Origin of the sequence: Lysobacter concretionis Ko07 = DSM 16239, assembly GCF_000768345.1 — a bacterium.
Classification (GTDB): Bacteria; Pseudomonadota; Gammaproteobacteria; order Xanthomonadales; family Xanthomonadaceae; genus Novilysobacter; species Novilysobacter concretionis.
Window position 1 is genome coordinate 254,406 of record NZ_AVPS01000004.1, and the last position, 24,384, is coordinate 278,789.

A 24,384-nucleotide genomic window follows, 5' to 3' on the forward strand; every position below is an offset into this window, starting at 1 on the left:
GTTTGATCCGCGACGGTGCTTCCGTCGCCAGGCCGGTGCCTCCCGCCCACAATTTTCCTATCAGGAGCTGGCCATGTTCAGCCATTTGCCGCTTTACGCCGGTGATCCCATTCTTTCGCTGCAGCAGGCGTACCTGGCCGAGCCGCGCGCCGACAAGGTCAACCTGGGCATCGGTGCCTATCAGGACGAGAACGGCGCGATCCCGACCCTGCGCTCGGTGGCCGCGGTGCGTCCGGTGCTGGCGGCCGATCTGGGGCCGACGCCTTACCAGCCGATTGCCGGCTCGAAGCAGTACCGCGATCTGGTCACCGAACTGGTATTGGGCAGCGACCGCTACCGGAAGGTCGGCGAGCGCACGGTGGCGATCCAGTCGCTGGGCGGCTCGGGCGCGCTGCGGGTCGGTTGCGACCTGCTGAAGCGCTATTTCCCCGACTCGCAGGTGTTCATCAGTGCACCGTCGTGGCCGAACCACCAGGCGATCTTCGAGGCCGCCGGTTTCAAGGTCGGCAGCTACCGCTATTTCGACGCGACCACCAACGGCGTCGACTTCGACGGCATGCTGGCCGACCTGCAGGCGATGCCGGCACGCAGCATCGTCATCCTGCACCCGGCCTGCCACAACCCGACCGGTGCCGACCTGACCCGCGACCAGTGGGACGCCGTGATCAAGGTGATCGCCGGGCGCAACCTGCTGCCGTTCCTCGACATGGCCTATCAGGGCTTCGCTGAAGGCATCGACGAGGACGGCTACGCGGTGCACGCGATGGTCGATGCGGGGATCTCGCTGCTGCTGAGCGTGTCGTTCTCCAAGACCTTCTCGTTGTACGGCGAGCGTTGTGGCGCGCTGGTGGGCGTGTCTGCGGATGCCGACGAGGCCAAACGCCTGCTCAGTCAGATGGAGATGTCGATCCGGGCGAACTACTCCAGCCCGCCGACCTTCGGCGGCAAGATCATTGCGCGCGTGCTCGCCGATGCGGCGCTGCGCCAGGACTGGATGGATGAAGTCGGCGAAATGCGCACGCGCATGCTGCGGATGCGCGATCGCCTGCATGCCGGCATGAAGGCGCGCGCGCCGTCCTTGAACGTGGACTACCTGCTGAGCCAGCGCGGCATGTTCAGCTACACCGGCCTGAGCGCGGCGCAGGTCGAGCGGCTGCGGGTCGAGCACGGCATCTATGCGGTCAATTCCGGGCGCATCTGCGTCTCCGGCCTGCGCGACGACAACGTGGACCGCGTGGCCGCGGCGTTCGCCGAAGTCATGCACGACCCCGGGCAAGATTGATGGGCAAGCCTCGTGGCCAGCTGAAGCTGGAAGGGTTCAACCACCTCACCAAGTCGTTGAGCTTCAACATCTACGACATTTCCTACGCGGTGTCGGAGACCCAGCGCCAGCGCTATATCGAATACATCGACGAGGAATACGACGCCGACCGGCTGACCGAAATCCTGCTGCAGGTGGTCGAGATCATCGGCGGCACGGTGCTGGACGTGGCCCGGCAGGATTACGATCCGCAGGGCGCGTCGGTGACGATCCTGATGTCCGACCGTCCGGCGCTGCCGGAGCACAACGCGTCCAACGACAAGCCCAAGCGCACGGTCGCGCATCTGGACAAGAGCCACATCACCGTCCACACCTATCCGGAAATGCACCCGCACAACGGGATCGCGACCTTCCGGGTGGACATCGACGTGGCGACCTGCGGCCTGATCTCGCCGCTGGAAGCGCTGGACTACCTGATCAAGCAGTTCGATTCGGACGTGGTGATCATGGATTACCGCGTGCGCGGCTTCACCCGCAACGCGAGGGGCAAGAAGCTTTTCATCGACCACAAGATCAACTCGATCCAGGAGTCGATCCACAAGCGGCTGCTGGACAGGTACGAGTGCCGCGACGTGAACGTCTATCAGGAAAACCTCTTCCACACGAAGATGCACCTGAAGAACTTCAACTTGGACGATTACCTGTTCAGCGAGATGGCCCAGCAGTTGTCGTTCCGCGATCGTATGCGCATCGAGCATCTGCTGCGCAAGGAAATCATCGAGTTGTACCAGGGATACCCGGAAGCGTAGCTCCCGAAGACCGGACACGGCGGCCGCACACGCGGCCGTGACCCGGGCGGCGGGACAATCGGCGGGTCTCCGCAGGCGGGCCCGAAGCGATCATGCAACTTGACGCGCTGCTGCTGTCCCGGATCCAGTTCGGTTTCACGATCTCCTTCCACATCATCTTTCCGGCCATCACCATCGGGCTGGCCAGCTATCTGGTGGTGCTGGAGAGCGCGTGGCTGTACACCAGGCGCCGCGTCTATCTGGATCTGTACCAGTTCTGGCTGAAGGTGTTCGCCGTCGCGTTCGGCATGGGCGTGGTGTCGGGCATCGTGCTGGCGTACCAGTTCGGCACCAACTGGAGCGGGTTCTCGCGCTTCGCCGGTGGCATCACCGGACCGTTGCTGACCTACGAGGTGCTGACCGCGTTTTTCCTCGAGGCCGGTTTCCTGGGCGTGATGCTGTTCGGCATGAAGCGCGTCGGCCCGGGCCTGCACCTGTTTTCCACCGCGGCGGTGGCGGCCGGGACGCTGATCTCCTCGACGTGGATCATCGCCTCCAACAGCTGGATGCATACCCCGCAGGGGCACGAAATCATCGACGGCCGCGTGGTGCCGGTCGACTGGCTGATGGTGATCCTCAATCCATCGTTTCCGTACCGGCTGACCCATATGGTGGTGGCGGCGTTCCTGGCCACGGCGCTGCTGGTCGGCGCCAGCGCGGCATGGCACCTGTTGCGCGGACGCGACACGGCGGCGGTCCGGACCATGTGGTCGATGGCGTTGTGGATGGTGCTGGTGACCGCGCCGCTGCAGGCCGTGATCGGCGATTTCCACGGCCTCAACACGCTGAAATACCAGCCGGCCAAGATCGCCGCGATGGAAGGCCATTGGCAGAACGCCTCAGACCAGGGCCGGCCGGGGCAGGGCGTGCCGCTGGCGCTGTTCGGCATCCCCGACATGGAGCAGGAGCGGACCCGGTACGCGCTCGAGATCCCGCGACTGGGGAGCCTCATCCTGACCCACAGCCTGGACGGCGAGTTTCCGGGCCTGAAGGAGTTTCCGCGTGAGGACCGGCCCAACTCCACGGTCGTGTTCTGGACCTTCCGGTTGATGGTCGGACTGGGCGTGCTGATGATCGCGCTGGGGTTGTGCGGCGCGTGGCTGCGGTGGCGCGGCCGGGTGTACGCGTCCCGGCCGCTGATGCGTTTTGCGCTGTGGATGGGGCCGGCCGGGCTGGTTGCGATCCTGGCCGGCTGGTCGACCACCGAGATCGGCCGCCAGCCGTGGATCGTGCAGGGCCTGCAGCGAACCTCCGATGCCGTGTCCGCGCACAGCACCGCGCAGATGGGGGTGTCGCTGGCGATCTTCGTGGTGGTCTATTTCCTGGTGTTCGGCGCGGGCACGGTGTACACCCTGCGCATCATCGGCCACGGCCCGTCCACGGGGGACGCAGACTCGCCACCGGAGGGTGGCCCCGGCCAGTTGCATCAGCCGGGGCGGCCGATGTCCGCGGCGACCGATGGGGAGGCGTCGGGCGCCGGCTTCGCTGGTGTCTACGCAGCGGGTACGGGCGCCGGATCGCCGGAGGAGACGAACTGATGGGCATCGACCTTCCACTGGTGTGGGGCGTGATCATCGTGTTCTCGATCATGATGTACGTGGTCATGGACGGCTTCGACCTGGGCGTCGGGATGCTGTTCCCGTTCTTCCCGGCCAAGCACGACCGCGACGTGATGATGAACACCGTCGCGCCGGTCTGGGACGGCAACGAGACCTGGCTGGTGATGGGCGGCGCGGGACTGCTGGCGGCCTTTCCGCTGGCCTATGCGGTGGTGCTGAGCGCGCTGTACCTGCCGCTGGTGCTGATGCTGGTCGCGCTGATCTTCCGCGGCGTTGCGTTCGAGTTCCGGTTCAAGGTGGCGGCTGAGCGCGAGTGGGTCTGGGACCTGGCCTTCATCGCCGGATCCTACGGCGCGACCTTCTGCCAGGGCGTGGTGCTGGGTGCCTTCATCAACGGTTTTGCGATGGATGGGGACCGCTTTGTCGGCGGTGCGTTCGACTGGCTCACCCCGTTCTCGCTGTTCACCGGTGTCGGGCTGGTGGTCGCTTACATGCTGCTGGGCAGCACGTGGCTGCTGATCAAGACCGAAGGCGAGCTTCACCGCGACCTGCGCCTGCGGACCCGGCACTGGGTGTGGGCGTTGCTGGCGGCCATAGTGATCGTCAGCGTCTGGACCGCGCTGGCCCATCCGGCCATCGCCCGGCGCTGGTTCAGCCTGCCGAACCTCCTGTTTCTCGCGCCGGTGCCGCTGCTGGTCGGCGTGGCGATGTACGGCCTGTTGCGCGCGCTGAAGGGCGACTCGCACCTCTCGCCGTTCCTGCTCACGCTGGCGCTGGTGTTTCTCGGCTACAGCGGTCTGGGCATCAGTATCTGGCCGAACATCCTGCCGCCCGACATCACCTTCTGGCAGGCCGCCGGACCGCCGCAGAGTCTGGGTTTCACGCTGGTGGGCGCCTTGCTCATCATCCCGATCATCCTGGGCTACACCGCGCTGGCGTACTGGGTGTTCCGCGGCAAGGTCAGGGCCGGCGAGGGATACCACTGATGCGGCCGTCGCCATCGCGCCACTGGTGGAAACGCATCGGCTGGCTGGCCGTGATATGGCTGGCCAGCGTGGCGGGCCTGACGGCGGTGGCCTACGCGTTGAAGCTGCTGATGCGTTCGGCGGGGATGACGACCTAGCGCAGGTGATGGTCCGGGAGCGTGTCGTGTGCCCGGGCAATCCTGATGCCTAGTACGGCGCGCACTGCAGGAACCTGACCGGGACATCGCTGTCCGGTGGCGGCTGCAGCTGGACCCGTGAACTGCTCAGGGTTTCGTGACGCTTGAGCGCGGCGCAGACAGCGTCGACCTGCTGCTGGCTTGCATCGGCCTGGACCTGCACCAGCAGGGTCGAACGGGTGGCCCAGGACGCAAGCTGGATGCCGGGCAGGGCAGAGACCGCACGGACGATGTCTTCCCTCTGCTCTTCTTCGCTGAGTGCCAGCGGCAATGATCCGGCCGGGGTCGGCTGACGGCTTGCGCCCGGAGCGGCGACGGCCGACGGCGGGGATACGGTCGAACGGCTCGTGCCTGGCGCCTGCGACGGTGCGCCCCAGCCTGCCAACGCGGCGGCTACCCCGACACCGGCGACCAGAGCCAGCAACCATGCCGCCACGGTGGCACGGACGGTGCGGGTACGGGCGCGCGATACCAGCTCCCGGTGCAGGCTGGGCGGCAGCAAGGGGCTGATCAAGGGCCACAAGGTCGCGCCGTCGATCAGTTCGATACCCTGGTGGTGTTTGCGGGCATCGGCCTGGATGCGGCCCAGCGTGGCGAGGATGCCGCCGCTTGCGGCGCTGTCACGGACGGCGCGGGACAGGTGGTCGACCATCGACGCGTCGACGCGGTAATCGACGCCCTGCTTGCAGCTGAGCAGCCAGGTCTGGTCGCCACGGTTGAGCAGCAGATCGGCGTTCTGTCCGCGGTCGGCATCGGGTGACAACCGGCTGGCGGTGAAGCCCTGGTCTTCCAGCGCCTCGATGATGAAACGGGAGGACTCGCGCCAACGCATTGCAGCCAGGGCCCGCAGGCCGCCGGCAGTCACCTGGTTCTGGTTGTAGACCAGCCACAACCATGCGCTGGCGATTCCGCCAAGCACCACGGCGATCAACAGGGCGGTCGTCAGGAAGGAGGCACTCGGCATGCGGGACTCACAGGTAGTGTGGGAAGACCGGCGGTTGGCTCGCCCGGGCGGCCAAATATACGTTGACTCGTGTCCGGATCAGCTGAACCGTTCACTCAGAACCCGACGCAATTCCGCCTCGATCGGGCCCTTCATCGCGCCGAACAGGAACCCCAGATCCGCCGTGACGTGCAACTGGTCCGGCAGCAGCGCGATGCAGCCTTCGATACCGCTGCGGGTGAAGTGGAGCGTGTCGCCATCCCATCGGCAGTCGACCCCGAAGCGCTCGGTCAACTTGTCGGCCACCTCCTGCACGGACTGGCGGGCGCGGTCTGGCGCCAGGGTGTGGGGATGGTGGATGTCGATGCGGGCCATGCAGGTCTCCTTGGGCAAGCCGGTATTGTGGCGGCGCGGCGTGCCGGCTCAAAGCGGCACGTCGACGCGATGGGCGCGGCTGCGTGGCCGTGCTAGATTTTGCCCGCGTGGATACCCTCAGACTGCGATTTCCCAACCGTGAACGTGCCGACCTGGTCCTGAGCCGGGGCGTGCACGCGGTCGGTCATGATGCCGACGGCGAACCCTGTCTGGTGGACCGTGCGGACAATGCCCGCATCCAGTTCTGTGTCGACCGTCGTGGCGCCTGGCTGCAATTGCGTGAGGGGACACGTGGGCTGCATGTCAACGGTCGTCCGGTGCGGCGGATGGCGATGCTGCGCGCTGGCGACACGGTGCACATGGACGGCGTCGAACTGGTCCTGCTGGGGCCGTCACCGCGGGCACTGCCCGATGTCCCCACCGTCGTGCCGGACGTGTTGCGTCACGTGGTGTTGCGCGGTGTGGGCGGAATCCATCACGGACGCTGTTTCAACCTCGACCGGTCCTGTGTGGTCGGACGCCTGGCGGAATCGGACGTGTGCATCGCCGAGCCCGGATTCGCCGATCGCCATGCGCGCCTGGAACCGCACCCCGAAGGCATCGTGCTGCGCGACCTGGGATCACCGGCCGGCAGCGTGGTCAATGGCTACCAGGTGCGCGAAGGGTTGCTGCTGCCGGGCGACCAGATCGTTTTTGGCGCGAACCAGCGTTTCCTGCTGGAAGCCCCGTACGTATCGCCCGTTTTCGCGGCGGCGGCGCCCACCGCCGTCGGGATGGCGGACGCCCCGTCGTCCGCGGAGCCGACCCGCTCGCCGGTGGCCTCGTCGATGCGCCGCATGCCGTGGCTGCTGCTCGCCGCGGTACTGCTTGCCGGCGCACTGGCCCTGTTGCTGCTGTACGGGGCGCGCTGACCCGGACACGGGACAGCCCTCGGGCTTTGCATGTTGCTGCGGTGCGGCATACCTTTGGGAGACACCCATAGGAAAGCCGCCATGCCTCGCCCCTACAACTTCAGCGCCGGTCCGGCGACCTTGCCGGAAGCCGTATTGCAGCAGGCCCAGGCCGAATTTCTCGACCGCCGCGCCGCGGGCGCATCGGTGCTCGAGCTGAGCCATCGCGGGCCGGAGTTCATGCAGGTGGCAGAAGAGGCGGAAGCGGACCTGCGCACACTGCTGTCGATCCCGGACGACTACGCCGTGTTGTTCCTGCAGGGCGGAGCGACCACCCAGCAGGCGCTGATTCCGTTGAATTTCGCCGACCCCGGCCAGGCGGCCGATTATGTGCTCACCGGCCACTGGGGGGCGACGGCCCTGAAGCAGGCCGAGCCCTACGTGATGGCGCATATCGCCGCCGACACCTCGGTCGATGGCTATCGCGATCTTCCCGCGCGGGACGAGTGGACGCTGTCCGGCGATGCGGCCTACGTCCATTACACCGCCAACGAAACCATCCACGGCGTCGAGTTCCGCGATATCCCCGATGTCGGCGACGTGCCGCTGATCGGCGACTTCAGCTCCAGCATCGCCGCCGAGCCGCTGGACGTATCCCGTTTTGGGGTGATCTATGCGGGCGCGCAGAAGAACCTCGGCCCGGTCGGAATCACCGTCGTGATTGTGCGGCGCGACCTGCTTGGGCGCGCCGGCCAGCCACGCGCGCCGATCCTCGACTACCGTGCCCACGATCGTGCCGGTTCGATGCTCAACACCCCGCCGACCTTCAACTGGTATCTGGCCGGACTGGTGTTCAAGTGGATGCTGGCCGAAGGCGGTGTGGCGGAATTCGCCCGGCGCAACGCACGCAAGGCCGCGGTGCTGTATGAGGCGATCGACGGATCTGGTGGTTTTTATCGCAACACCGTCGCGGTGGACGCACGTTCGCGGATGAATGTCGTCTTCTCGCTGCATGACGACGGACTGGATGCCCGCTTCCTGGCCGAGGCGAAGGAGGCGGGACTGATCTCGCTGAAGGGGCATCGCGTGCTGGGCGGGATGCGCGCATCGATCTACAACGCGATGCCCGAAGCCGGCGCACTGGCGCTCGCCGGATTCATGGGCGACTTCTGCAAAAGGAACGGTTGAGATGGCCGGCCATACCAAGGCACCGGCGGCGGGCAAGCGGGCGCGGCACGGTCTGAACCTGACTCGGATTGAATCGACTCGGATTGAATCCCGCCCCGGCCCCATCGGGCGCGGCCATGTGGCGCAGGAATCGATGCGGCTGGCATTGGCCGGGCTGGAGGCGTTCGCCGGGCAGGTCCGGGTGCTCGGCTGCTGCCCGGCGGCGATCCTGTGAGCGATGGCATGAGCGACGCCACCCGCGGCCGGACACGCCAGGACTGGATCGCCGCACCCGGCCGCAGCTTGCGGGGCGAAGTACGGGTTCCGGGCGACAAGTCGGTCTCGCACCGGGCGGTGATGCTGGGTGCGCTGGCCGAAGGCGTCACCGAGATCCACGGCTTCCTGGAAGGCGAGGACACCCGCGCGACCGCGCGCATCTTCAGCCAGTTGGGTGTGCGCATCGAGACGCCCGAGGCGACCCGCTGCACCGTCCACGGCGTCGGCCTGCACGGCTTGCAGGGGACCGACGCGGCGCTGGATTGCGGCAACGCCGGCACCGGCATGCGCCTGCTCGCCGGCGTGCTGGCGGGGCAGGCGTTCGACAGCGTGCTGGTCGGCGATGCTTCGCTGTCCAAGCGACCGATGCGGCGGGTGACCGAACCGCTGGCGACGATGGGTGCGCGAATCCGGACGGGCACCGATGGCGTGCCGCCGCTGCAGATCACCGGTGGCCAGGCGTTGCACGGCATCGACTACGCCCTGCCGGTGGCCAGCGCGCAGGTGAAGTCGGCGGTGCTGCTGGCGGGCCTGTACGCCGACGGCGAGACCATCGTGCGCGAGCCACACCCGACCCGCGATTACACCGAGCGCATGCTGGCGGCGTTCGGCTGGCCGATCGAGTTTGGTCCCGGCATCGCCCGGCTGGGCGGCGGCCATCGCCTGCGCGCCACGCGGGTGGACGTTCCGGCGGATTTCTCATCGGCGGCGTATTTCCTGGTCGCGGCCAGCGTGGTCCCGGGTTCGGAACTGCGGTTGGCAGCGGTCGGCATGAACCCCCGCCGCACGGGCCTGTTGCAAGCGTTGCGCTTGATGGGCGCCGATATCCGCGAGGAAAACCCGTGCGACAACGGCGGCGAGCCGGTGGCCGACCTGGTCGTGCGCCACGCACCGTTGCACGGCATCGAGGTGCCCGAGGCACTGGTGCCGGACATGATCGACGAGTTCCCCGCGCTGTTCGTCGCCGCCGCCTGCGCGAGCGGAACCACCGTGGTGCGTGGCGCGGCCGAATTGCGGGTCAAGGAATCCGACCGCATCGCCTCGATGGCGGCCGGCCTGCGAACGCTCGGCATCGCGATCCGGGAAACCCCGGATGGCGCGGTGATCGAGGGCGGACGTTTTGGCGGCGGCAGCATCGACAGCCACGGCGACCACCGCATCGCGATGAGCTTCGCGGTCGCGGCGCAGCTTGCCGGTGGCGAGGTGCGGATCAACGACATCGCGAATGTCGCCACGTCGTTTCCCGGGTTCGTCGAGCTGGCGACCGGGGTCGGGTTGGGTATCGCAGCTCCCTCCGCGTCTTAGCGTTTTGCGGGATCCGTACCGACGTACGCCGGCTGCGATGTGCAGGTCGCGACTGACGTCGCTCCTGCACAAACCGGGTGGTGGTGGCCATCGCGTTTGGCGGGTCGCCACGCCTGAAAATGCGCAGCGCCGCGTTATGCTCGCCGGATGCTGAGTTTCACTGTCGTCGCCCTCGCAAGTCTGGCCTGGCTTGGACTGATGTTCGGGGCGGCGCTGTATGCCGAGCGCCATCCCACGGTATTCGCGCGGCATTGGCGGCATGTGTATGCGTTGTCGCTGGCGGTGCACTGCACGTCGTGGACGTTCTACGGCACCGTCACCCAGGCGGCGCGGTATGGCTGGCCGCTGCCGCCGACGTTTCTCGGCGCGATCCTGCTGTACGCGCTGGCGGTCGGTTTCATGATCCGGCTGGTGCGGCTGGCGCGCGAGACCAATGCGACCTCGATCGCCGATCTGATCGCCACCCGGCTGAGCAAGGACGCGTGGCTGGCGGCGACGGTCACCCTGGTCGCCGCGCTCGGACTGATTCCCTACATCGCGCTGCAGTTGAAGGCGGTCGCGATGAGTTTCGCGATGCTGACCACCAGCAATGCGGGCAGCACCGCGCCGGCCTGGCAGGACAGCGCCCTGTACGTCGCGCTGGCGATGGCGGTGTTCGCGATGCTGTTCGGCACCCGGCGGGCGAGTGCGGCCGAGCACAACCGCGGCCTGGTGCTGGCGATGGCGTTCGAGTCGGTGTTCAAGCTGGCGGCGATGCTGGCGATCGGTGCGTTTGTCTGGTTCGGGCTGGACGTGGCGGGGGCGGGCACTGGCGTTGCCTTGCAGGAGCTGCCCTTGCAGGAGGCGATTCCCGCCGAGCCGTCGGGCGGTTTTGTGCCGCTGGTGCTGCTGGGCGCGCTGGCGATGTTCATCCTGCCGCACCAGTTCCACATCGGCGTGGTCGAGTGCCGCGATGAGCGCGACGTGCGCACCGCGCGCTGGCAGTTCCCGCTGTACCTGGTGCTGATCGCGTTGCCGGTGTTGCCGCTGGCGACGGCCGGCGCGGCGTTGCTGGGCGATGCGGTGCCGTCGGACATGTACGTGCTGGCGCTGCCCTTGTCGCAGGGGCACGAGGGGCTGGCGCTGTTCGCGTTCCTCGGCGGGCTCAGCGCGGCCACCGGCATGGTGGTGGTCAGCACGCTGACGCTCGGCCTGATGATCGGCAACCACTGGTTCGCGCCGGGCCTGCTGCGTGGCGCCTGGTCGCGCAACGACGGCAGCGACCTGCGCGGCAGTGTGTTGTTGCTGCGTCGCTGCGGCATCGTGGTGATCATGCTGCTGGCCTGGGGTTACAGCCGGCTGGTCGGCGGCAACGAGGCGCTGGCGGATGTGGGCGCGGTGTCGTTCTCGGCCTTGGCGACGCTGGCCCCGGCGCTGGCGTTCGCGGTGTGGCGGTCGCAGACGCCGCCGCGCGCGGCCGTGATCGGAGTGGTGGTCGGGTTCGCGGCGTGGGCGTGGGTGTTGCTGCTGCCGACGATGTTCGAGCTGGGTGGGCCGCCGCCGGCGTGGATCGAAGCCGGGCCGTTCGGCCTGCACCTGCTCTCGCCCGATGGCCTGTTTGGCCTGACCGGTTGGAGCCGGCTCGGGCGTGCGGTGGGGGCAAGCCTGTTCCTGGGCACGCTGGCCACGGTGCTGGGCTGGATCTGGCGCCGCGATACGCCGCGCCGCAGCTATCGCGGTCTGGATGCCAAGACCCTGCGCGATGCAAGCCTGCGGTTCCTGCCGCGCGAACGGGTGCTGCAGTTGCTGCGTGGCGTGCCCGCTGCCGGTGCGGTGCCGGTGCCGGTCGAGGCCGGGATCGAGCGCGAGCTGGCAGCCGTGCTCGGCTCGGCGTCGGCGCGGGTGTTGCTGGATGCGGCGCGGCGGGAGACCGGGCGCGATCTGGATACGGTCGCGACGATCGTCGGCGAGGCCTCGGCCGACCTGCGTTTCAACCAGCGCGTGCTGGAGGCGGCGCTGCAGAACATGAGCCAGGGCATCAGCGTGGTCGATGCGCAACTGCGGCTGGTGGCGTGGAACCGGCGCTACGCCGAGCTGTTCCAGTACCCGCCGGAGCTGCTGCAGGTCGGCCGGCCGATTGCCGACCTGTCGCGCTGGGCGCTGGAAAAGCTGCCGCCGCAGGGCGATATCGAACGTGCGCTGGAACGGCGGCTGGCGTTCATGCGCGCCGGCACGCCGCACCTGACCGAGCGGGTGATGCCGGGTGCCGCGACCGCCGGCGGTGGCATCGCGGAGGACGCGATCATCGAGATCCGCGGCAACCCGATGCCGGGCGGCGGCTTTGTGGCGACCTTCACCGACGTCACCGATTTCCGTCGTGCCGAGGCGGGCCTGCTGCAGGCCAACGAGACGCTGGAACACCGCGTGGTCGAGCGCACCGCCGACCTGCAGGTCGCCACCCGCGAGGCCGAGCGCGCCAACGACGCCAAGAGCCGGTTCCTGGCCGCGATCGGCCACGACCTGATGCAGCCATTGCACGCCGCGCAGTTGTTCACCGACGCGTTGTCCACCCAGCTGGCCGGACAGGCGCAGCGCGACGTGCTGGCGCAGATCGGCGGCGCGCTGGATTCCACCAGTGCCCTGCTGACCGGGCTGCTGGACATGTCGCGGCTGGAGGCGGGCGGGCTGGTGCCGGAGCCACGGGATTTCCCGTTGGCCGAGGTGCTGGAGCCGCTGGCCTCGGAGTTCAGCGCGATCGCCGCCGCGCGTGGGCTGGCGTTCCGCTTCGTGCCCACCGCTGCGTGGGTCCACAGTGATCCACAACTGCTGCGGCGGGCGCTGCAGAATTTCCTCGCCAACGCGGTGCGCTATACCAAGGCCGGCAGCGTGCTGCTGGGTGTCCGCCGCAGTGGTGGCGGGTGGCGGATCGAAGTCCACGACACCGGGCCGGGCATCGAGCCGGCGATGCAGACGGCGATTTTCGAGGAGTTCCGCCGCGGCGACGATGCACCGGGGCAAGGGCTGGGACTGGGCCTGTCGATCGCCGACCGCATCGCCCAGTTGCTGCATGCGCCGTTGAGCCTGCGCAGCATGCCGGGGCGGGGCACCGTGTTCGCAGTGCAGGTCGCGATGGCTTCGGCCCGGGCCGTGTCGACATCGCCGGTGACGCGCGGCCTGGCGGGCCTGCCCGTGCTGCTGGTGGACAACGACCCGCTGGCCTTGTCGGCGCTCGCCGGCATCCTGCGTGGCTGGGGTTGCCAGGTGCTCGACGCCGCAGACCGCGCTGGCGCGCAGGCGCGCATGGCCGAATCCGCCGCCGCGCTGTGGCTGTTCGATTACCACCTCGACGACGGCGATACCGGCGTTGGCCTGGCCGCCGACCTGTCGGGCGCCCACGGCGCGCGCCCCACCTTGATCCTCAGTGCCGATACCGGCCATGCCGTCCGTCGCGCGGTGATGGAGGCCGGTCATTCGCTGTTGGCCAAACCGCTCAAGCCGTTGGCGCTGAAATCCGTGCTCGACCGGCTGCTGGCCGCGAGCGAGGTGCGAAGCGGCATCACAACCGCGGCTCACCCGGCTCCGACAGGCCGCACCTTACCGTTTGCGCCGTAGTCTGGTGCGCGCCTGTCCGGGTGCACAGATCAACCCGAGGAGTCGATGCATGCCGTCCGTCCGCCTGAAGTGCTTCCACTGGCGCGTCGTCTCGATGGCTGGAGTGGTGGCCGTGCTGCTCGCCGGCTGCGCCGAGTCGCCACCGCAGGCGCTGGGCACGCTGGAGTTCGACCGCATCACCCTGCCAGCGCCAGCGGCCGAGCGGATCGTGGCGATCCATGTGCGCGAGGGGCAGCGGGTCGTCCGGGGGCAACCGGTGTTGCAGCTGGAACAGACCGCCACCGGCTCGACCGCGCGCGCACTGCAGGCCCAGGCAGCGGGCCAGCGCAGCGCACTGGACGAACTTGAGGCCGGTCCGCGCGCCGAGGAAATCGCCCGCGCCCGCGCCGGAGTCGCCGCCGCACAGGCGCAGGCCCGCGAGGCCGATGCGTATTACGCCCGCCTGCGACCGCTTGGCCGTCAGCAACTGGTGGCCGCCGCCGATGTCGACAACGCCCGGGCTGCGGCCGTTACCGCTGCCGCCAATGCCCGCGCCGCGCAGGCGGCCTTGGACGAGCTGGAACACGGCACCCGCAAGGAGCGGATCGCGCAGGGTGCAGCCGCTCTGGAAGCGGCCACCGCGCAGGTCGCCGCGCAACGGGTGAGCCTCGACAAACTGAGCGTGGTGGCGCCGCGCGCAGGCGTGATCGACAGCCTGCCGTACAGGCTGGGCGACCAGGCTCCGGTCGGCGCGCCGTTGGCGGTGATGCTGGTGGGCGACGCGCCGTATGCGCGGGTCTACGTGCCCGAACCCATCCGGGCAAACGTCACCGTGGGACAGCCGGTCAAGGTGTTCGTGGACGGTCGTCCGCAGGCGCTGGACGGAAAGGTGCGGATGGTGCGCAGCGAGCCGGGCTTCACCCTGTACTACGCGCTGATCGGCGATGACGTGGCACGGCTGAGCTACCTCGCCGAGATCGACCTCACCGCGGCGGACGCGGCAGCGCTGCCGGCCGGGCTGCCGGTGCGGGTCGAGTTCCTGCCGGGCAAAGACTGATGTCGGAGCAGGCGCCGGCGAGGGCGGTTGACGCCGCGCGCGATCCGGAAAGCTGCGAGCCCGTCATTCTCGCGCGCGGGATGACCAAGCACTTCGGCCCCGTCGTTGCTGTCGATCACGTGGACCTGAGCGTTCCCAAGGCCAGCGTGTACGGCTTCCTGGGCCCCAACGGTTCGGGCAAATCGACCGCGATCCGGATGCTCTGCGGCCTGCTGACCCCCACCGACGGCGACATCCGGGTGCTGGGCCTGCGCATTCCCGAGCAGACCGCCAAGCTGCGTCAGCGCATCGGTTACATGACCCAGAAATTCTCGCTGTTCGACGACCTGGGCGTGCGCGAGAACCTGGAGTTCATGGCCGCGGTGCAGGGGCTGTCGAAAGCCGAGACCCGCACCCGTGTGGATGACCTGGTCGCGCAGTACCACTTCGGCGACCGTCAGGAGCAGCTTGCAGGCAGCCTGAGCGGCGGCCAGAAGCAGCGGCTGGCGCTCGCGTGCGCGATTGTCCACCGGCCCGAACTGCTGTTCCTGGACGAGCCCACCAGCGCGGTGGATCCCGAGTCGCGCCGCGATTTCTGGGAGAAGTTGTTCGAGCTGGCCGATACCGGCACCACGATCCTCGTCTCCACCCATTACATGGACGAGGCCGAGCGCTGCCATCGGCTGGCGATCCTCGACGAAGGCAGACTGGTGGCCGACGGCACACCCGACGAACTCACCGCCCGCCTCGCCGGACGCACGGTGGAGGTGCAGGCCGGGCAGCCCCGGCAGGCGCAGCGCGCGCTGGTCGATGTGGCCGGCGTGCTCAGCGTCGCGCAGATCGGCAACAAGCTGCGGGTGCTGGCCGATGAGGGCGTCGATGCCGCCCCGCGCGTGCGCCAGGCGCTGGCCGATGCCGGGCTGCACGCGCAATTGGTGGATAGCCCGCCCAGTCTGGAGGACGTGTTCGTCGATGTGACCCGCAAAGGCCGGCAATCAGGAGCAGCGGGTTCGGCACTCGCACGAACCCGGGACGATTCGCCGCCTTCCGCGCCGGAGGCGCGGCAATGAACTGGCGCCGGCTTTCGGCGGTGGCGATCAAGGAGTTGCGCCAGATCCGCCGCGACCGGATGACGCTGGCGATGATCATCGGCATTCCGGTGATCCAGCTGATCCTGTTCGGATTCGCGATCAACATGACCTTGCGCGGCCTGCCGACGGCGGTGGCGGATCAGGCCAACACCGCGGCGTCGCGGGCGGTCGTGATGGACCTGTTCGCCACCGGCGTGGTCAAGCCGGTCGCCCAGGCCGACACCCCGCAGGAGCTGATGTCGCTGATCCGCCGCGGAACCATCAGCATCGGCATCGTGATTCCGCCCGACTTCGAGCGCCGCCGGATCGAGGGCCGCGAAGCGGTGCAGGTGCTGGTCGACGGCAGCGATACCGCCGTGCAGAGCGCGGCCATGCAACTGGCGCAGATGCCGCTGGACGACCCCGGGCGAGTCCGGCCACTCACGTCATCGCCACCGGCCCCGGCCATCAACGTGGTCAGCTTCTACAACCCCGAACGGCGCTCGGCGATCCACATCGTGCCCGGCCTGATCGGAGTGATCCTGACCATGACGATGGTGATGTTCACCGCGGTGGCCATCGTGCGCGAACGCGAGCGCGGCAACATGGAACTGCTGATCGCCACGCCGCTGAGCACCGCCGAGTTGATGGTCGGCAAGGTGCTGCCCTACATCGGCATCGGGCTGGTGCAGATCACCCTGATCCTGCTGCTGGGGATGTGGATCTTCCAGGTGCCGGTGCGCGGCAGCCTGCTGGATGTCTACCTCGCGTCGGGGCTGTTCGTGCTGGCCAACCTGAGCCTGGGCCTGCTGATATCGACGCGCGCGAAGTCGCAGTTCCAGTCGATGCAGATGACGTTCTTCGTGTTCCTGCCGTCGATCCTGCTGTCGGGCTTCATGTTCCCGTTCAACGGCATGCCGGCGGCCGCGCGCTGGTTTGCCGAGGTATTGCCGCTGACCCATTTCCTGCGCCTGATCCGCGGCGTCATGCTGCGCGGTGCCGGGCTGGGCGAGATGTGGCTGGAGATGCTCGCGCTGGCAGCGTTCACCGCGGTGATGATGACGGTGGCGATCCTGCGCTTCAGCCGGCGGCTGGATTAGCGAAGCCCGGATCCTGCCGTCATTCCTCGACTGCCGTCATCCCCACGACTGCCGTCATCCCCACGACTGTCGTCATCCCCGCGAAGGCGGGGGTGAGGTCGGGCGTTTGCGAGCCACTGGCTCGCGTCCGATCGAACGCCCAAGCGCTATGCGCGCGGGCCGGGGATCGCAAGATCCATGGACGTCAAGTCGTTGATTGGCACGTTCATGGGCGACTCGCTGTGCTCGCCCTGCGGGTCGTCCTTTTCGGACGATCTGCGCGCTGCGCGCTTGTCCCGCCTACGACCGTAGGAAGTCCAGTCGGACGCGGGAGTGACGATCAAAAGCGGATTGCTCAGAGCATCCCCGGCGAAGCCACTCAGCCTTCCAGCTGGCGCGCCGGATCGGTCAGTTCCAGCTCGCGCAACACCACGCCGGCCTGGGTGCGGTTGCGCACGCCCAGGCGCTCGAAAATGGCGGACAGGTGCGCTTTCACCGTGCGCTCCTGCACATCCAGCCGGTCGGCGATCTGCTTGTTCAACAGGCCCTCGGCGACGAAGGTCAGCACCCGGAACTGCTGCGGCGACAGGCTGGCCAGACGCGCGGCGAGGTCGGCGTCGGTGCTGGAGCTCTGGGTGCGCGACACCGCTGCACGCAGGGACGGCGGCAGCCATTGCTCGCAGGCCAGCACCGCACGGATCGCGCCGCGCAATTCATCCAGACCGGAGCTCTTGGGCAGGTAGCCCGCCGCGCCGTGGTCGAGCGCGCGCCGCACCACGCGCGGATCGTCATTGGCCGACACCACCACCACCGCCACGGCCGGGTATTGCGCGCGGATCGCCGCCAGCCCGGCCAGCCCGTGATTGCCGGGCATGTGCAGGTCCAGCAGCACCAGGTCGATGTCCGGCTCGGCTTCCAGTACCGCGAGTACGCTGTCCAGCGAGTCCGCCTCGTGCACGGTCAGGTCGGCCACGGCGTCCGCCGCCGCGCCTCGCAATGCGGCACGGAACAGCGGGTGGTCGTCGGCGATCAGCAGGGAAGGCATCGGGAAGAGGCGGTGCTCGTGAAGGCTGCCAGCCTAGCAAGTGGCCCCGGGCATGGCGTGGTACGAAAGTACGATGGTCGGCGCGGGCGCGCTTGCTAAGGTCGATGCATGAAAAAATCCACGCCTGTTGCCTTGCTTGCAGTATCCATGCTCGCCGCGCTGGCCCTGATCGCCGGCTGCGCGACATCCGCCCACCAGGGAGGCTCCACGATGGGTGTCGATGCCACCACCTTCGAATCGATGCGCGTGAGCGAACATCGCGGTGCCGACGACCTGCTGACCGCCGGCCTCGGTCTGGACGGCCTGCGCGCGATGGTGCCGCCGGCGTTTGCCGATCCCGCCGCGCCGACCGTGGAGGAAGTGCGCCGCCGGGCGATCTGGAGCAACTGGCGCGGCATCGCCGACCTCGCACCGGGCGGCGGCTACGGAGATCTGTACGGCAGTCTCGCGCCCGCTCCGGGCCGCGAATACCAGGCGCTGGCGCGCATCCCCGGCGCCCACCAGCCACACCGGGTACTGGTGCAGGTACCGGACAATTTCGACCAGCAGGCCCGTTGCATCGTCGTCGCGCCGGCATCCGGCTCGCGCGGCGTGCTCGGTGCGATTGCGGTCGCCGCACCGTGGGCGCTGCCGAAGGGCTGCGCGGTGGCCTACACCGACAAGGGCGCGGGCAGCGATTATTTCGACCTCGACGCGGGTCTGGGCGTGCGCGTGGACGGCACGGTGGGCGCGCCCGCCGACGGGTTGGCGTTCGTGCCGCAACCGGACAGCGGCAGCGGCGTCGCGTTCAAGCACGCGCATTCGCGCGACAACCCCGAGGCCGACTGGGGCAGGCACGTCAAGCAGGCGGCGCAGTTCGCGTTGCAGGCGCTGGACGAGGCGTTCCCGCAGGCTGAGCGGTTCACCTTCGACAACACCACGGTGATCGCGGTCGGCATCTCCAACGGCGGCGGCGCGGTGCTGCGCGCGGCCGAGGACGGCGCGGACTGGCTGGATGCCGTGGTCGCCGGCGAGCCGAACGTAACCGTCGCCGGTGCGCGCCCGATCTACGACTACACCACCGAGGCCGCCTTGCTGATGCCGTGCGCGTTGCCCGCGCTGGGCATTCCGCCGATGCCGACCGCCGCCGCCCATTGCGCCGCGCTCGCCCAGTCCGGGCTGCTGAGCGGCAGCACGCTGGTCGAGCAGCAGCAGTCCGCCTACGACACCCTGCGCGCCAACGGCTGGACCGACGAGGCCTTGCGGGCCGGATCGATCAGCGTTGCCTTCGATCTGTGGCGCGCGGTGGCGGTCACCTACGCGTCGGCCTACGGGCGCTACGGGGTGGGCGAGCATCCGTGCGGGTATTCGTTCTCGGCGATTGCGGCGGATGGCAGTCCGCGTCCGGCCACCGCCATCGAGCGGGCCACGTGGTCATCCGAAGCGGCCGGTATTCCCCCCGGCAATGGCGTCAACATCGTTTCGCCGGCCTTCGATCCGGCAGCGCCGCTGGCCGAGCTGCAATGCCTGCGCGCCCTGTGGGATGGGGAAGGCAATGCCGCCGATCGCATACGTGAAGGCATCGCGGCGATCCGCGCCGACGTGCCGCGCGAAGGTCTGCCGGTGATGGTGATCCACGGTCTGGACGACGGTCTGGTACCGCCGGCCTTCAGCAGTGCTCCATACGTGGCGATGGCGCAGGCGGCCGGGCGGGATGTGCACCACTGGCAGGTCAAAAACACCCAGCACTTCGACGCCTTCCTCGGTCTGCCGGTCTACGGTGCCCAGTACCTGCCGCTGCTGCCGTATGTCTACGAAGCGCTCGACCGTACCTGGGCACACCTGCAACACGGCGCCCCCATGCCGGCCGATGCCGTGATCCAGACTACGCCGCGCGGCATGGGCAATCCGATCGAAGCGCGTCATCTGGCGATTCCGCGCTGAGGGTTGAGCCGGTCTGCTCGATCCGGGCAAGGATGAGCCAGATCCATCAAACGAGGCCAAACAGAAAAGGGGCACCCTGACAGGCGCCCCTTTTGCTGTTTCGGTTCTCGCCAGGAAGGTCCGGGTAAACCGGCCTTCCGTCGTTCCCGCGCAGGCGGGAACCCATGGACGCTGGCTTCATGTTGCAGTGCGAGAGTCTCCGGGCTCAACCACCGCTGCGCGGACCACCGCGTCCACCGCCGCCGGGACGGCCGCCGCGCGGGCCACCCGGACGGGGACCACCGGGGCGCGGGCCGGGACCGCCCGGGCGGTTGCCACCCGGACGACCGCCCGGTGGGCGCGGGCCGCCCGGACGCGCGCCGGGATTGCCGCCCGGTCCGCGCGGGCCACGCGGTTTGTCGCCGTAGGGATTGAAGCCACCGGGAGTGGCATGGTCGGACGGGAAGCTCGGGGCATTGCCGGGGTGGCCGTACGGACGCGGGCTGCGCTGGCCGCCGGCCCCCGCGCCGCCACCCGGGCCGCGTTCGCTGCGTCCCTTGTAACCGCCACCGCCACCGGGCTTGCCGTAAGGCTTTTTCGGGCCGCGGCCATCGGCATTGCGGTGCCCGCTGGGGCCGGTATTCACGCCGTCGGGCACGTACCAGGTGCGGAACGCCGCCGGGTTGCCGTCGGGCAGCGGCTGCTGGCCCTTCGGTGCGCGCTGCTTGAACGGACGCTGCGACTGCTTGGCCGCCGCTTCGCCGCTGACGGTCAGGCCACCATGGCGCTTGGGCGCGCCGCGGCCACGGCCGCGATCCTCGCGGACGTTGTCGAAACGGCGCAGTTCGCGGCCTTCGTCGGCCGCGGTCACGTGGCCGCCGACATAGCCGGGACTCTGTGCGCGACCGGAGAGGTTGATCGTCGACTTGGCGGCCTTGCGCTGGCCGATCACCGGCAGCAGGGTCAGCGCCGACGGGGCGCCATCCTCCAGCCCGAGTTCCTTGCGCAGCGTGTCGACGCGTTCGGTCGACAGTTCCTGCGACTGGCCACGCAGCAGTTCGCGCGGCAGGTCGATCGAGCCGTACTTGATCCGCTTCAGGCGGCTGACCTGGCAGCCTTGCGACTCCCACAGGCGACGCACTTCGCGGTTGCGGCCTTCCTTCACCACCACCCGGAACCAGTCGTGCGAGTCGGCACCACCGATGCGCTCGACCTCGTCGAACTTCGCCGGGCCGTCTTCCAGTGCGACGCCGCGCTTGAGGCGGTCGGCGATGGCGTCCTCGACGTGGTCCTGGCCTTCCGGCGCACGCACGCGGCAGACGTATTCACGCGACACCTCGAACGAGGGGTGCATCAGGGTGTTGGCCAGCTCGCCATCGGTGGTCAGCAGCAGCAGGCCGGTGGTGTTGATGTCCAGCCGGCCGATCGCGATCCAGCGCGCGCCCTTCAGGGCGGGCAGGGCATCGAAAATGGTGGCGCGGCCTTCGGGGTCTTCGCGGGTGGTGACCTCGCCCTCGGGCTTGTTGTACATCAGCACGCGGGAGGGTTCGGTCAGCGCGCTGGCGACGAACTGGCGGCCGTCGATCTCGACCTTGTCGCCACTGCCGATCGATACGCCGACCTGGGCGACCTCGCCATTGACCTTGACCAGGCCATCGGCGATGCGCTGCTCCAGTGCCCGGCGTGAACCGAGGCCGGCCTGGGCGAGCACCTTGTGCAGGCGCTCCTGCAGGCGCGGGGTGCCGTCGGTGTCGTTGCCGTGCTTGAGTGACAGCTTGCGGCGGGTTTCTTCAGTCATTTCTGTTGCTCCGACGAGGCCAGTGCGGCGTCGTCCTCTTCGAGTGATCCGCGGTCTTCCATCGTCTCGATGGCAGGGTGGGCGGGGATGGAATCGTCTGCGTCGATCGCGTCGTGTGTCGGCGCAGTGTCGGCATCGGTGTCGTCGTTCCCGTGGCTGTCGTCGACAGGCGCGGGGGTGGGGTCGGTGGTGCCGTCGCGGGTATCCGCGCCGGCATCGGTGTGGGTGTCCGGATGGTGTTGGCCGTGCTTGTGGTCGTCGCCGGTTCCGGCGTCGGTGCCGATGCCGCCGGCGTCGATCGTGCGTGGCGGCTTCGCGCCGTCCTCGTCGTTGAACTGCAACTGCGGCTCCAGCTCGCCGATCTCCTTGAGTTCCGACAGCGGTGGCAACTCGTCCAGGCGCTTGAGGCCGAAGTAGTCGAGGAAGCCCTTGGTGGTGCCGAACAGGGCCGGCTTGCCGGGCACGTCGCGGTGGCCGACCACGCGGATCCATTCGCGCTCTTCCAGCGCCCGGATGATGTTGCTGCTGACCGCCACGCCGCGGACCTGCTCGATCTCGCCGCGGGTGATCGGCTGGCGGTAGGCGATCAGTGCCAGCGTTTCCAGCGTCGCGCGGGTGTAGCGGGTCTGGCGCTCGGTCCACAGACGGGCGACCCAGGGGTGGACGTCGGCCTTGACCTGGTAACGGAAGCCGGAGGCCAGCTCGACCAGTTCGACACCGCGGCCGGCGCAGTCGGCCTGCAGGGTTTCCAGTGCCTGGGCGACGCTGCCGGCGGGGGTTTGCTCGTCGTCGGCCGCGAACAGCTCGTTGAGCTGGGCCAGCGTCAGCGGCTGGTTGGCCGCGAGCAGGGCAGCCTCGACGATTCGGGTGATCAGGGTCTGGTCCATGGATGATTCGGTGGAAGGAAGAAGGTCGTGGTGCCGGGTCGGTCAGGTGGTGGCGTCGTCGTTGGCGGCTTCGTCGAACTCGCTGCTGAGCTGGATCTCCGACGGATCGGTGCCCAGCGCCAGCGATTTGACGTAGATCGTCGCCAATGGTGCTTCCTGGACGATGTCGACCAGTTGCTCCTTGGCCAGCGTCAACAGGCCCAGGAACGTCACCACCACCCCCAGTCGCCCTTCGCGCGCCTCGAACAGCTCATCGAAGCGGTGGAAGGCGCCGTCGGCCAGCCGGGTCAGTAGCTCGCCCATGCGTTGGCGGACGCTGAGGGCATCGCGCTTGATCGCATGCTGGGTGTACAGCTCGGCCCGCTTGAACACCTCGTGCAGGGCCAGCAGCATCTCGCGCAGATCAACCTCCGGCGGCAGCTTGACCGACGCCCGATCCGGCACGAAAGCCTGTACCGGGACGGTGTCGCGATCCTGGCGGGGCAGGGCGTCGATGTCTTCGGCGGCTTTCTTAAAACGCTCGTACTCCTGCAGGCGGCGGACGAGTTCGGCCCGCGGGTCGTTCTCGAGATCCTCTTCGGCGACCGCGCGCGGCAGCAGCATGCGCGACTTGATCTCGGCCAGGATCGCGGCCATCACCAGGTACTCGGCCGCCAGTTCGAACCGCAGGTGGTGCATCGCCTGGATGTAGTCGACGTACTGGCGGGTGATCTCCGCCACCGGGATGTCGAGGATCTCCAGGTTCTGCCGGCGGATCAGGTACAGCAGCAGGTCGAGCGGGCCCTCGAACGCGTCGAGGATGACTTCCAGCGCATCCGGCGGGATGTACAGGTCCTGCGGAATCTGCAGTACCGGCTGGCCGTGCACCATCGCCAGCGGCATTTCCTGCTGGCGCGGAGGCACCGGCTTCAGGGTTTCCCCGTCCGGTTGCGGTGTGTCCAGGTTTTCTGCGGTCGCGCCGGGCGCGGGGTCGTTGGTCATGCGGGGCCGACCCCTCCGGGTCGTGGCGCTGCGGTATCGAGTACTGGTGGAGCGGAATCGTTACGAAGCTTCGAATGGAACCGTCAATTGCGGTTGTCTCATTGGAAGCCGGCCAATCCGGTCCGGAAAGAAAGCAGACTGCCTGGAGCGAAATCCCCGGGAAAATCCCGGAAAAATCCTGATCGCACCGGAATCATGCGGCCGGGATCAGTGATGTTGCGTTGCAGGTGTCGGCCTGCCGGTGCTGCGAACTGCCAGGGGCGGTGCTGGAACGATGCGCCGGGGGCGCGGCATCGGATCCGTGCGCTGTGCCAATACCGGTTCGGGCGACCTGTCGGTGCGACTCCGCATGTGCGTCACGCGTCGGACGTGGCGGAAGACGGTTCCAGGGCGTCGAGGCCGGGTTTCGAAAATGGTATGGGACATACCTGTATGGAGCATCCAGAGTGTGGGGACACGCTGGGTGTGAAGCACGCTGGGTGTAAAGCTGGACGTGAAAGCATGAGTTGCGGAAGACAGTGCCGGTCGCGGGGTGCGGACATCACGCTGGCAAACGGCTGTGCTGGCGAAGGTCACGCTGGCGAACATCGCACTGACGGACGTCACGACGTCGGGACCATGCCGGACGCTGACTGTTTCCTGCCTCAGGGTGCCCGCTAGGTTACGGGGTGGCGAAAGCGCTGTCCAGCGGCTTGCAGGCAGGCGTGGCCTACAATTCAGTCTGTCCCGAACCAGGTTGTCCTGAAGGAAGTCCGAACGCATGTGGTACGTGATCGAAGGGTATGACGGCAACGATGTGCTGGAACGCCGCCAGGCGGCACGGTCCGAGCATCTGGCCCGGCTGACAAGCCTGCGCGACCTCGGCCGCCTCCTGCTGGCGGGGCCGTGCCCGGCAGTCGACGCAGAAGATCCGGGTCCGGCGGGTTTCAGTGGCAGCCTCGTGGTGGCCGAGTTCGAATCACTCGAAGCCGCCCGGGCCTGGGCCGACGCGGACCCGTATGTCGCCGCCGGCGTCTACGTGCGTACCGAGGTGCGGCCGTTCAAGCGGGTCCTGCCCTGACCGGTGATCCGCTGCCGCGGATGTGAATGGCGATACCGGCGGGTCTCCACCGTGCCTGTCTTGCCGCCTGCGACGGTCGGTCACCGGCCGCGATACCGGCCGCTATACTCGCCGACGGCCCGTGCATTACCGCGTATCTTCGGGCAGGCGGGTCAATAGTCGGGACCGGT

The 24,384-nt window shown here is 68.4% G+C and carries 21 protein-coding genes; 15 read left to right on the forward strand and 6 right to left on the reverse strand.

Annotated features, from left to right (window positions below; translation table 11 throughout):
• Positions 1-67: 67 nt before the first annotated feature.
• From N792_RS05745 to N792_RS13745, 5 genes are all read left to right on the forward strand, one after another.
• Positions 68-1,282 (forward strand): amino acid aminotransferase, encoded by a 1,215-nt coding sequence (locus tag N792_RS05745; protein ID WP_269572097.1) that lies wholly within the window; start codon positions 68-70, stop codon positions 1,280-1,282.
• Positions 1,282-2,070, forward strand: a complete 789-nt coding sequence (speD, locus tag N792_RS05750; RefSeq protein ID WP_036193329.1) for an adenosylmethionine decarboxylase — start codon at positions 1,282-1,284, stop codon at positions 2,068-2,070. The genes N792_RS05745 and speD overlap by 1 nt, the downstream gene beginning before the upstream one ends.
• Before the next feature lie 92 nt (positions 2,071-2,162).
• Positions 2,163-3,647 carry a cytochrome ubiquinol oxidase subunit I gene (locus N792_RS05755; protein ID WP_052103530.1) on the forward strand — a complete coding sequence of 495 codons (1,485 nt, stop codon included), beginning with the start codon at positions 2,163-2,165 and terminating at the stop codon, positions 3,645-3,647.
• Positions 3,647-4,654 carry a cytochrome d ubiquinol oxidase subunit II gene (gene cydB, locus N792_RS05760; protein ID WP_036193330.1) on the forward strand — a complete coding sequence of 336 codons (1,008 nt, stop codon included), beginning with the start codon at positions 3,647-3,649 and terminating at the stop codon, positions 4,652-4,654. Before N792_RS05755 ends, cydB begins: the two co-directional genes overlap by 1 nt.
• A complete protein-coding gene (locus N792_RS13745; protein WP_084105444.1) occupies positions 4,654-4,791 on the forward strand; it encodes a DUF2474 domain-containing protein in 138 nt (45 codons plus the stop codon). The genes cydB and N792_RS13745 overlap by 1 nt, the downstream gene beginning before the upstream one ends.
• A 49-nt stretch (positions 4,792-4,840) precedes the next feature.
• On the opposite strand, the gene N792_RS05765 is transcribed toward N792_RS13745, so the two are convergent.
• Both N792_RS05765 and N792_RS05770 read right to left on the reverse strand, forming a co-directional pair.
• Positions 4,841-5,794, reverse strand: coding sequence for a restriction endonuclease (locus N792_RS05765; protein ID WP_036193332.1), 954 nt, complete (start codon positions 5,792-5,794; stop codon positions 4,841-4,843).
• 78 nt (positions 5,795-5,872) lie between these two features.
• Complete coding sequence (locus tag N792_RS05770) at positions 5,873-6,148, reverse strand: polyhydroxyalkanoic acid system family protein (RefSeq protein ID WP_036193334.1); 276 nt, start codon at positions 6,146-6,148, stop codon at positions 5,873-5,875.
• Positions 6,149-6,255: 107 nt separating this feature from the next.
• Between N792_RS05770 and N792_RS05775 the strand changes: the two genes are divergently transcribed.
• From N792_RS05775 to N792_RS05810, 8 genes are all read left to right on the forward strand, one after another.
• On the forward strand, positions 6,256-7,059 hold the full coding sequence (locus N792_RS05775) for an FHA domain-containing protein (protein ID WP_084105446.1): 804 nt from the start codon (positions 6,256-6,258) through the stop codon (positions 7,057-7,059).
• Between the two features lie 81 nt (positions 7,060-7,140).
• Positions 7,141-8,226 carry a 3-phosphoserine/phosphohydroxythreonine transaminase gene (serC, locus tag N792_RS05780; RefSeq protein WP_036193337.1) on the forward strand — a complete coding sequence of 362 codons (1,086 nt, stop codon included), beginning with the start codon at positions 7,141-7,143 and terminating at the stop codon, positions 8,224-8,226.
• Between the two features lies 1 nt (position 8,227).
• Positions 8,228-8,440: a hypothetical protein gene (locus N792_RS05785; RefSeq protein ID WP_036193338.1), complete on the forward strand. Its 213-nt coding sequence runs from the start codon at positions 8,228-8,230 to the stop codon at positions 8,438-8,440.
• A gap of 8 nt (positions 8,441-8,448) precedes the next feature.
• Positions 8,449-9,786, forward strand: coding sequence for a 3-phosphoshikimate 1-carboxyvinyltransferase (gene aroA, locus N792_RS05790; protein WP_036193339.1), 1,338 nt, complete (start codon positions 8,449-8,451; stop codon positions 9,784-9,786).
• Between the two features lie 147 nt (positions 9,787-9,933).
• On the forward strand, positions 9,934-13,377 hold the full coding sequence (locus N792_RS05795) for a hybrid sensor histidine kinase/response regulator (protein ID WP_052103536.1): 3,444 nt from the start codon (positions 9,934-9,936) through the stop codon (positions 13,375-13,377).
• A gap of 49 nt (positions 13,378-13,426) precedes the next feature.
• A complete protein-coding gene (locus N792_RS05800) occupies positions 13,427-14,413 on the forward strand; it encodes an HlyD family secretion protein (RefSeq protein ID WP_052103538.1) in 987 nt (328 codons plus the stop codon).
• Between the two features lie 65 nt (positions 14,414-14,478).
• Positions 14,479-15,462: an ABC transporter ATP-binding protein gene (locus N792_RS05805; RefSeq protein WP_084105482.1), complete on the forward strand. Its 984-nt coding sequence runs from the start codon at positions 14,479-14,481 to the stop codon at positions 15,460-15,462.
• Positions 15,459-16,562 carry an ABC transporter permease gene (locus tag N792_RS05810; RefSeq protein ID WP_036193340.1) on the forward strand — a complete coding sequence of 368 codons (1,104 nt, stop codon included), beginning with the start codon at positions 15,459-15,461 and terminating at the stop codon, positions 16,560-16,562. Before N792_RS05805 ends, N792_RS05810 begins: the two co-directional genes overlap by 4 nt.
• A 358-nt stretch (positions 16,563-16,920) precedes the next feature.
• On the opposite strand, the gene N792_RS05815 is transcribed toward N792_RS05810, so the two are convergent.
• Entirely contained in the window at positions 16,921-17,586 is a 666-nt protein-coding gene (locus N792_RS05815) for a response regulator (RefSeq protein WP_036193342.1), read from the reverse strand.
• 132 nt (positions 17,587-17,718) lie between these two features.
• Here N792_RS05815 and N792_RS05820 point away from each other — a divergent pair, with 132 nt between their 5' ends.
• A complete protein-coding gene (locus N792_RS05820) occupies positions 17,719-19,509 on the forward strand; it encodes a 3-hydroxybutyrate oligomer hydrolase family protein (protein WP_224743851.1) in 1,791 nt (596 codons plus the stop codon).
• A 205-nt stretch (positions 19,510-19,714) separates the two neighbouring features.
• On the opposite strand, the gene N792_RS05825 is transcribed toward N792_RS05820, so the two are convergent.
• Genes N792_RS05825 through N792_RS05835 form a run of 3 tightly spaced genes read right to left on the reverse strand, consistent with a single transcriptional unit; the run spans position 19,715 to position 23,154 of the window.
• Entirely contained in the window at positions 19,715-21,286 is a 1,572-nt protein-coding gene (locus N792_RS05825) for a pseudouridine synthase (RefSeq protein WP_036193343.1), read from the reverse strand.
• Positions 21,283-22,173, reverse strand: coding sequence for an SMC-Scp complex subunit ScpB (scpB, locus tag N792_RS05830; protein ID WP_036193344.1), 891 nt, complete (start codon positions 22,171-22,173; stop codon positions 21,283-21,285). Before scpB ends, N792_RS05825 begins: the two co-directional genes overlap by 4 nt.
• A 42-nt stretch (positions 22,174-22,215) precedes the next feature.
• Positions 22,216-23,154: a segregation and condensation protein A gene (locus N792_RS05835; RefSeq protein ID WP_036193345.1), complete on the reverse strand. Its 939-nt coding sequence runs from the start codon at positions 23,152-23,154 to the stop codon at positions 22,216-22,218.
• A 760-nt stretch (positions 23,155-23,914) separates the two neighbouring features.
• Between N792_RS05835 and N792_RS05840 the strand changes: the two genes are divergently transcribed.
• Positions 23,915-24,214 (forward strand): YciI family protein, encoded by a 300-nt coding sequence (locus N792_RS05840; RefSeq protein WP_036193346.1) that lies wholly within the window; start codon positions 23,915-23,917, stop codon positions 24,212-24,214.
• Positions 24,215-24,384: the final 170 nt, after the last annotated feature.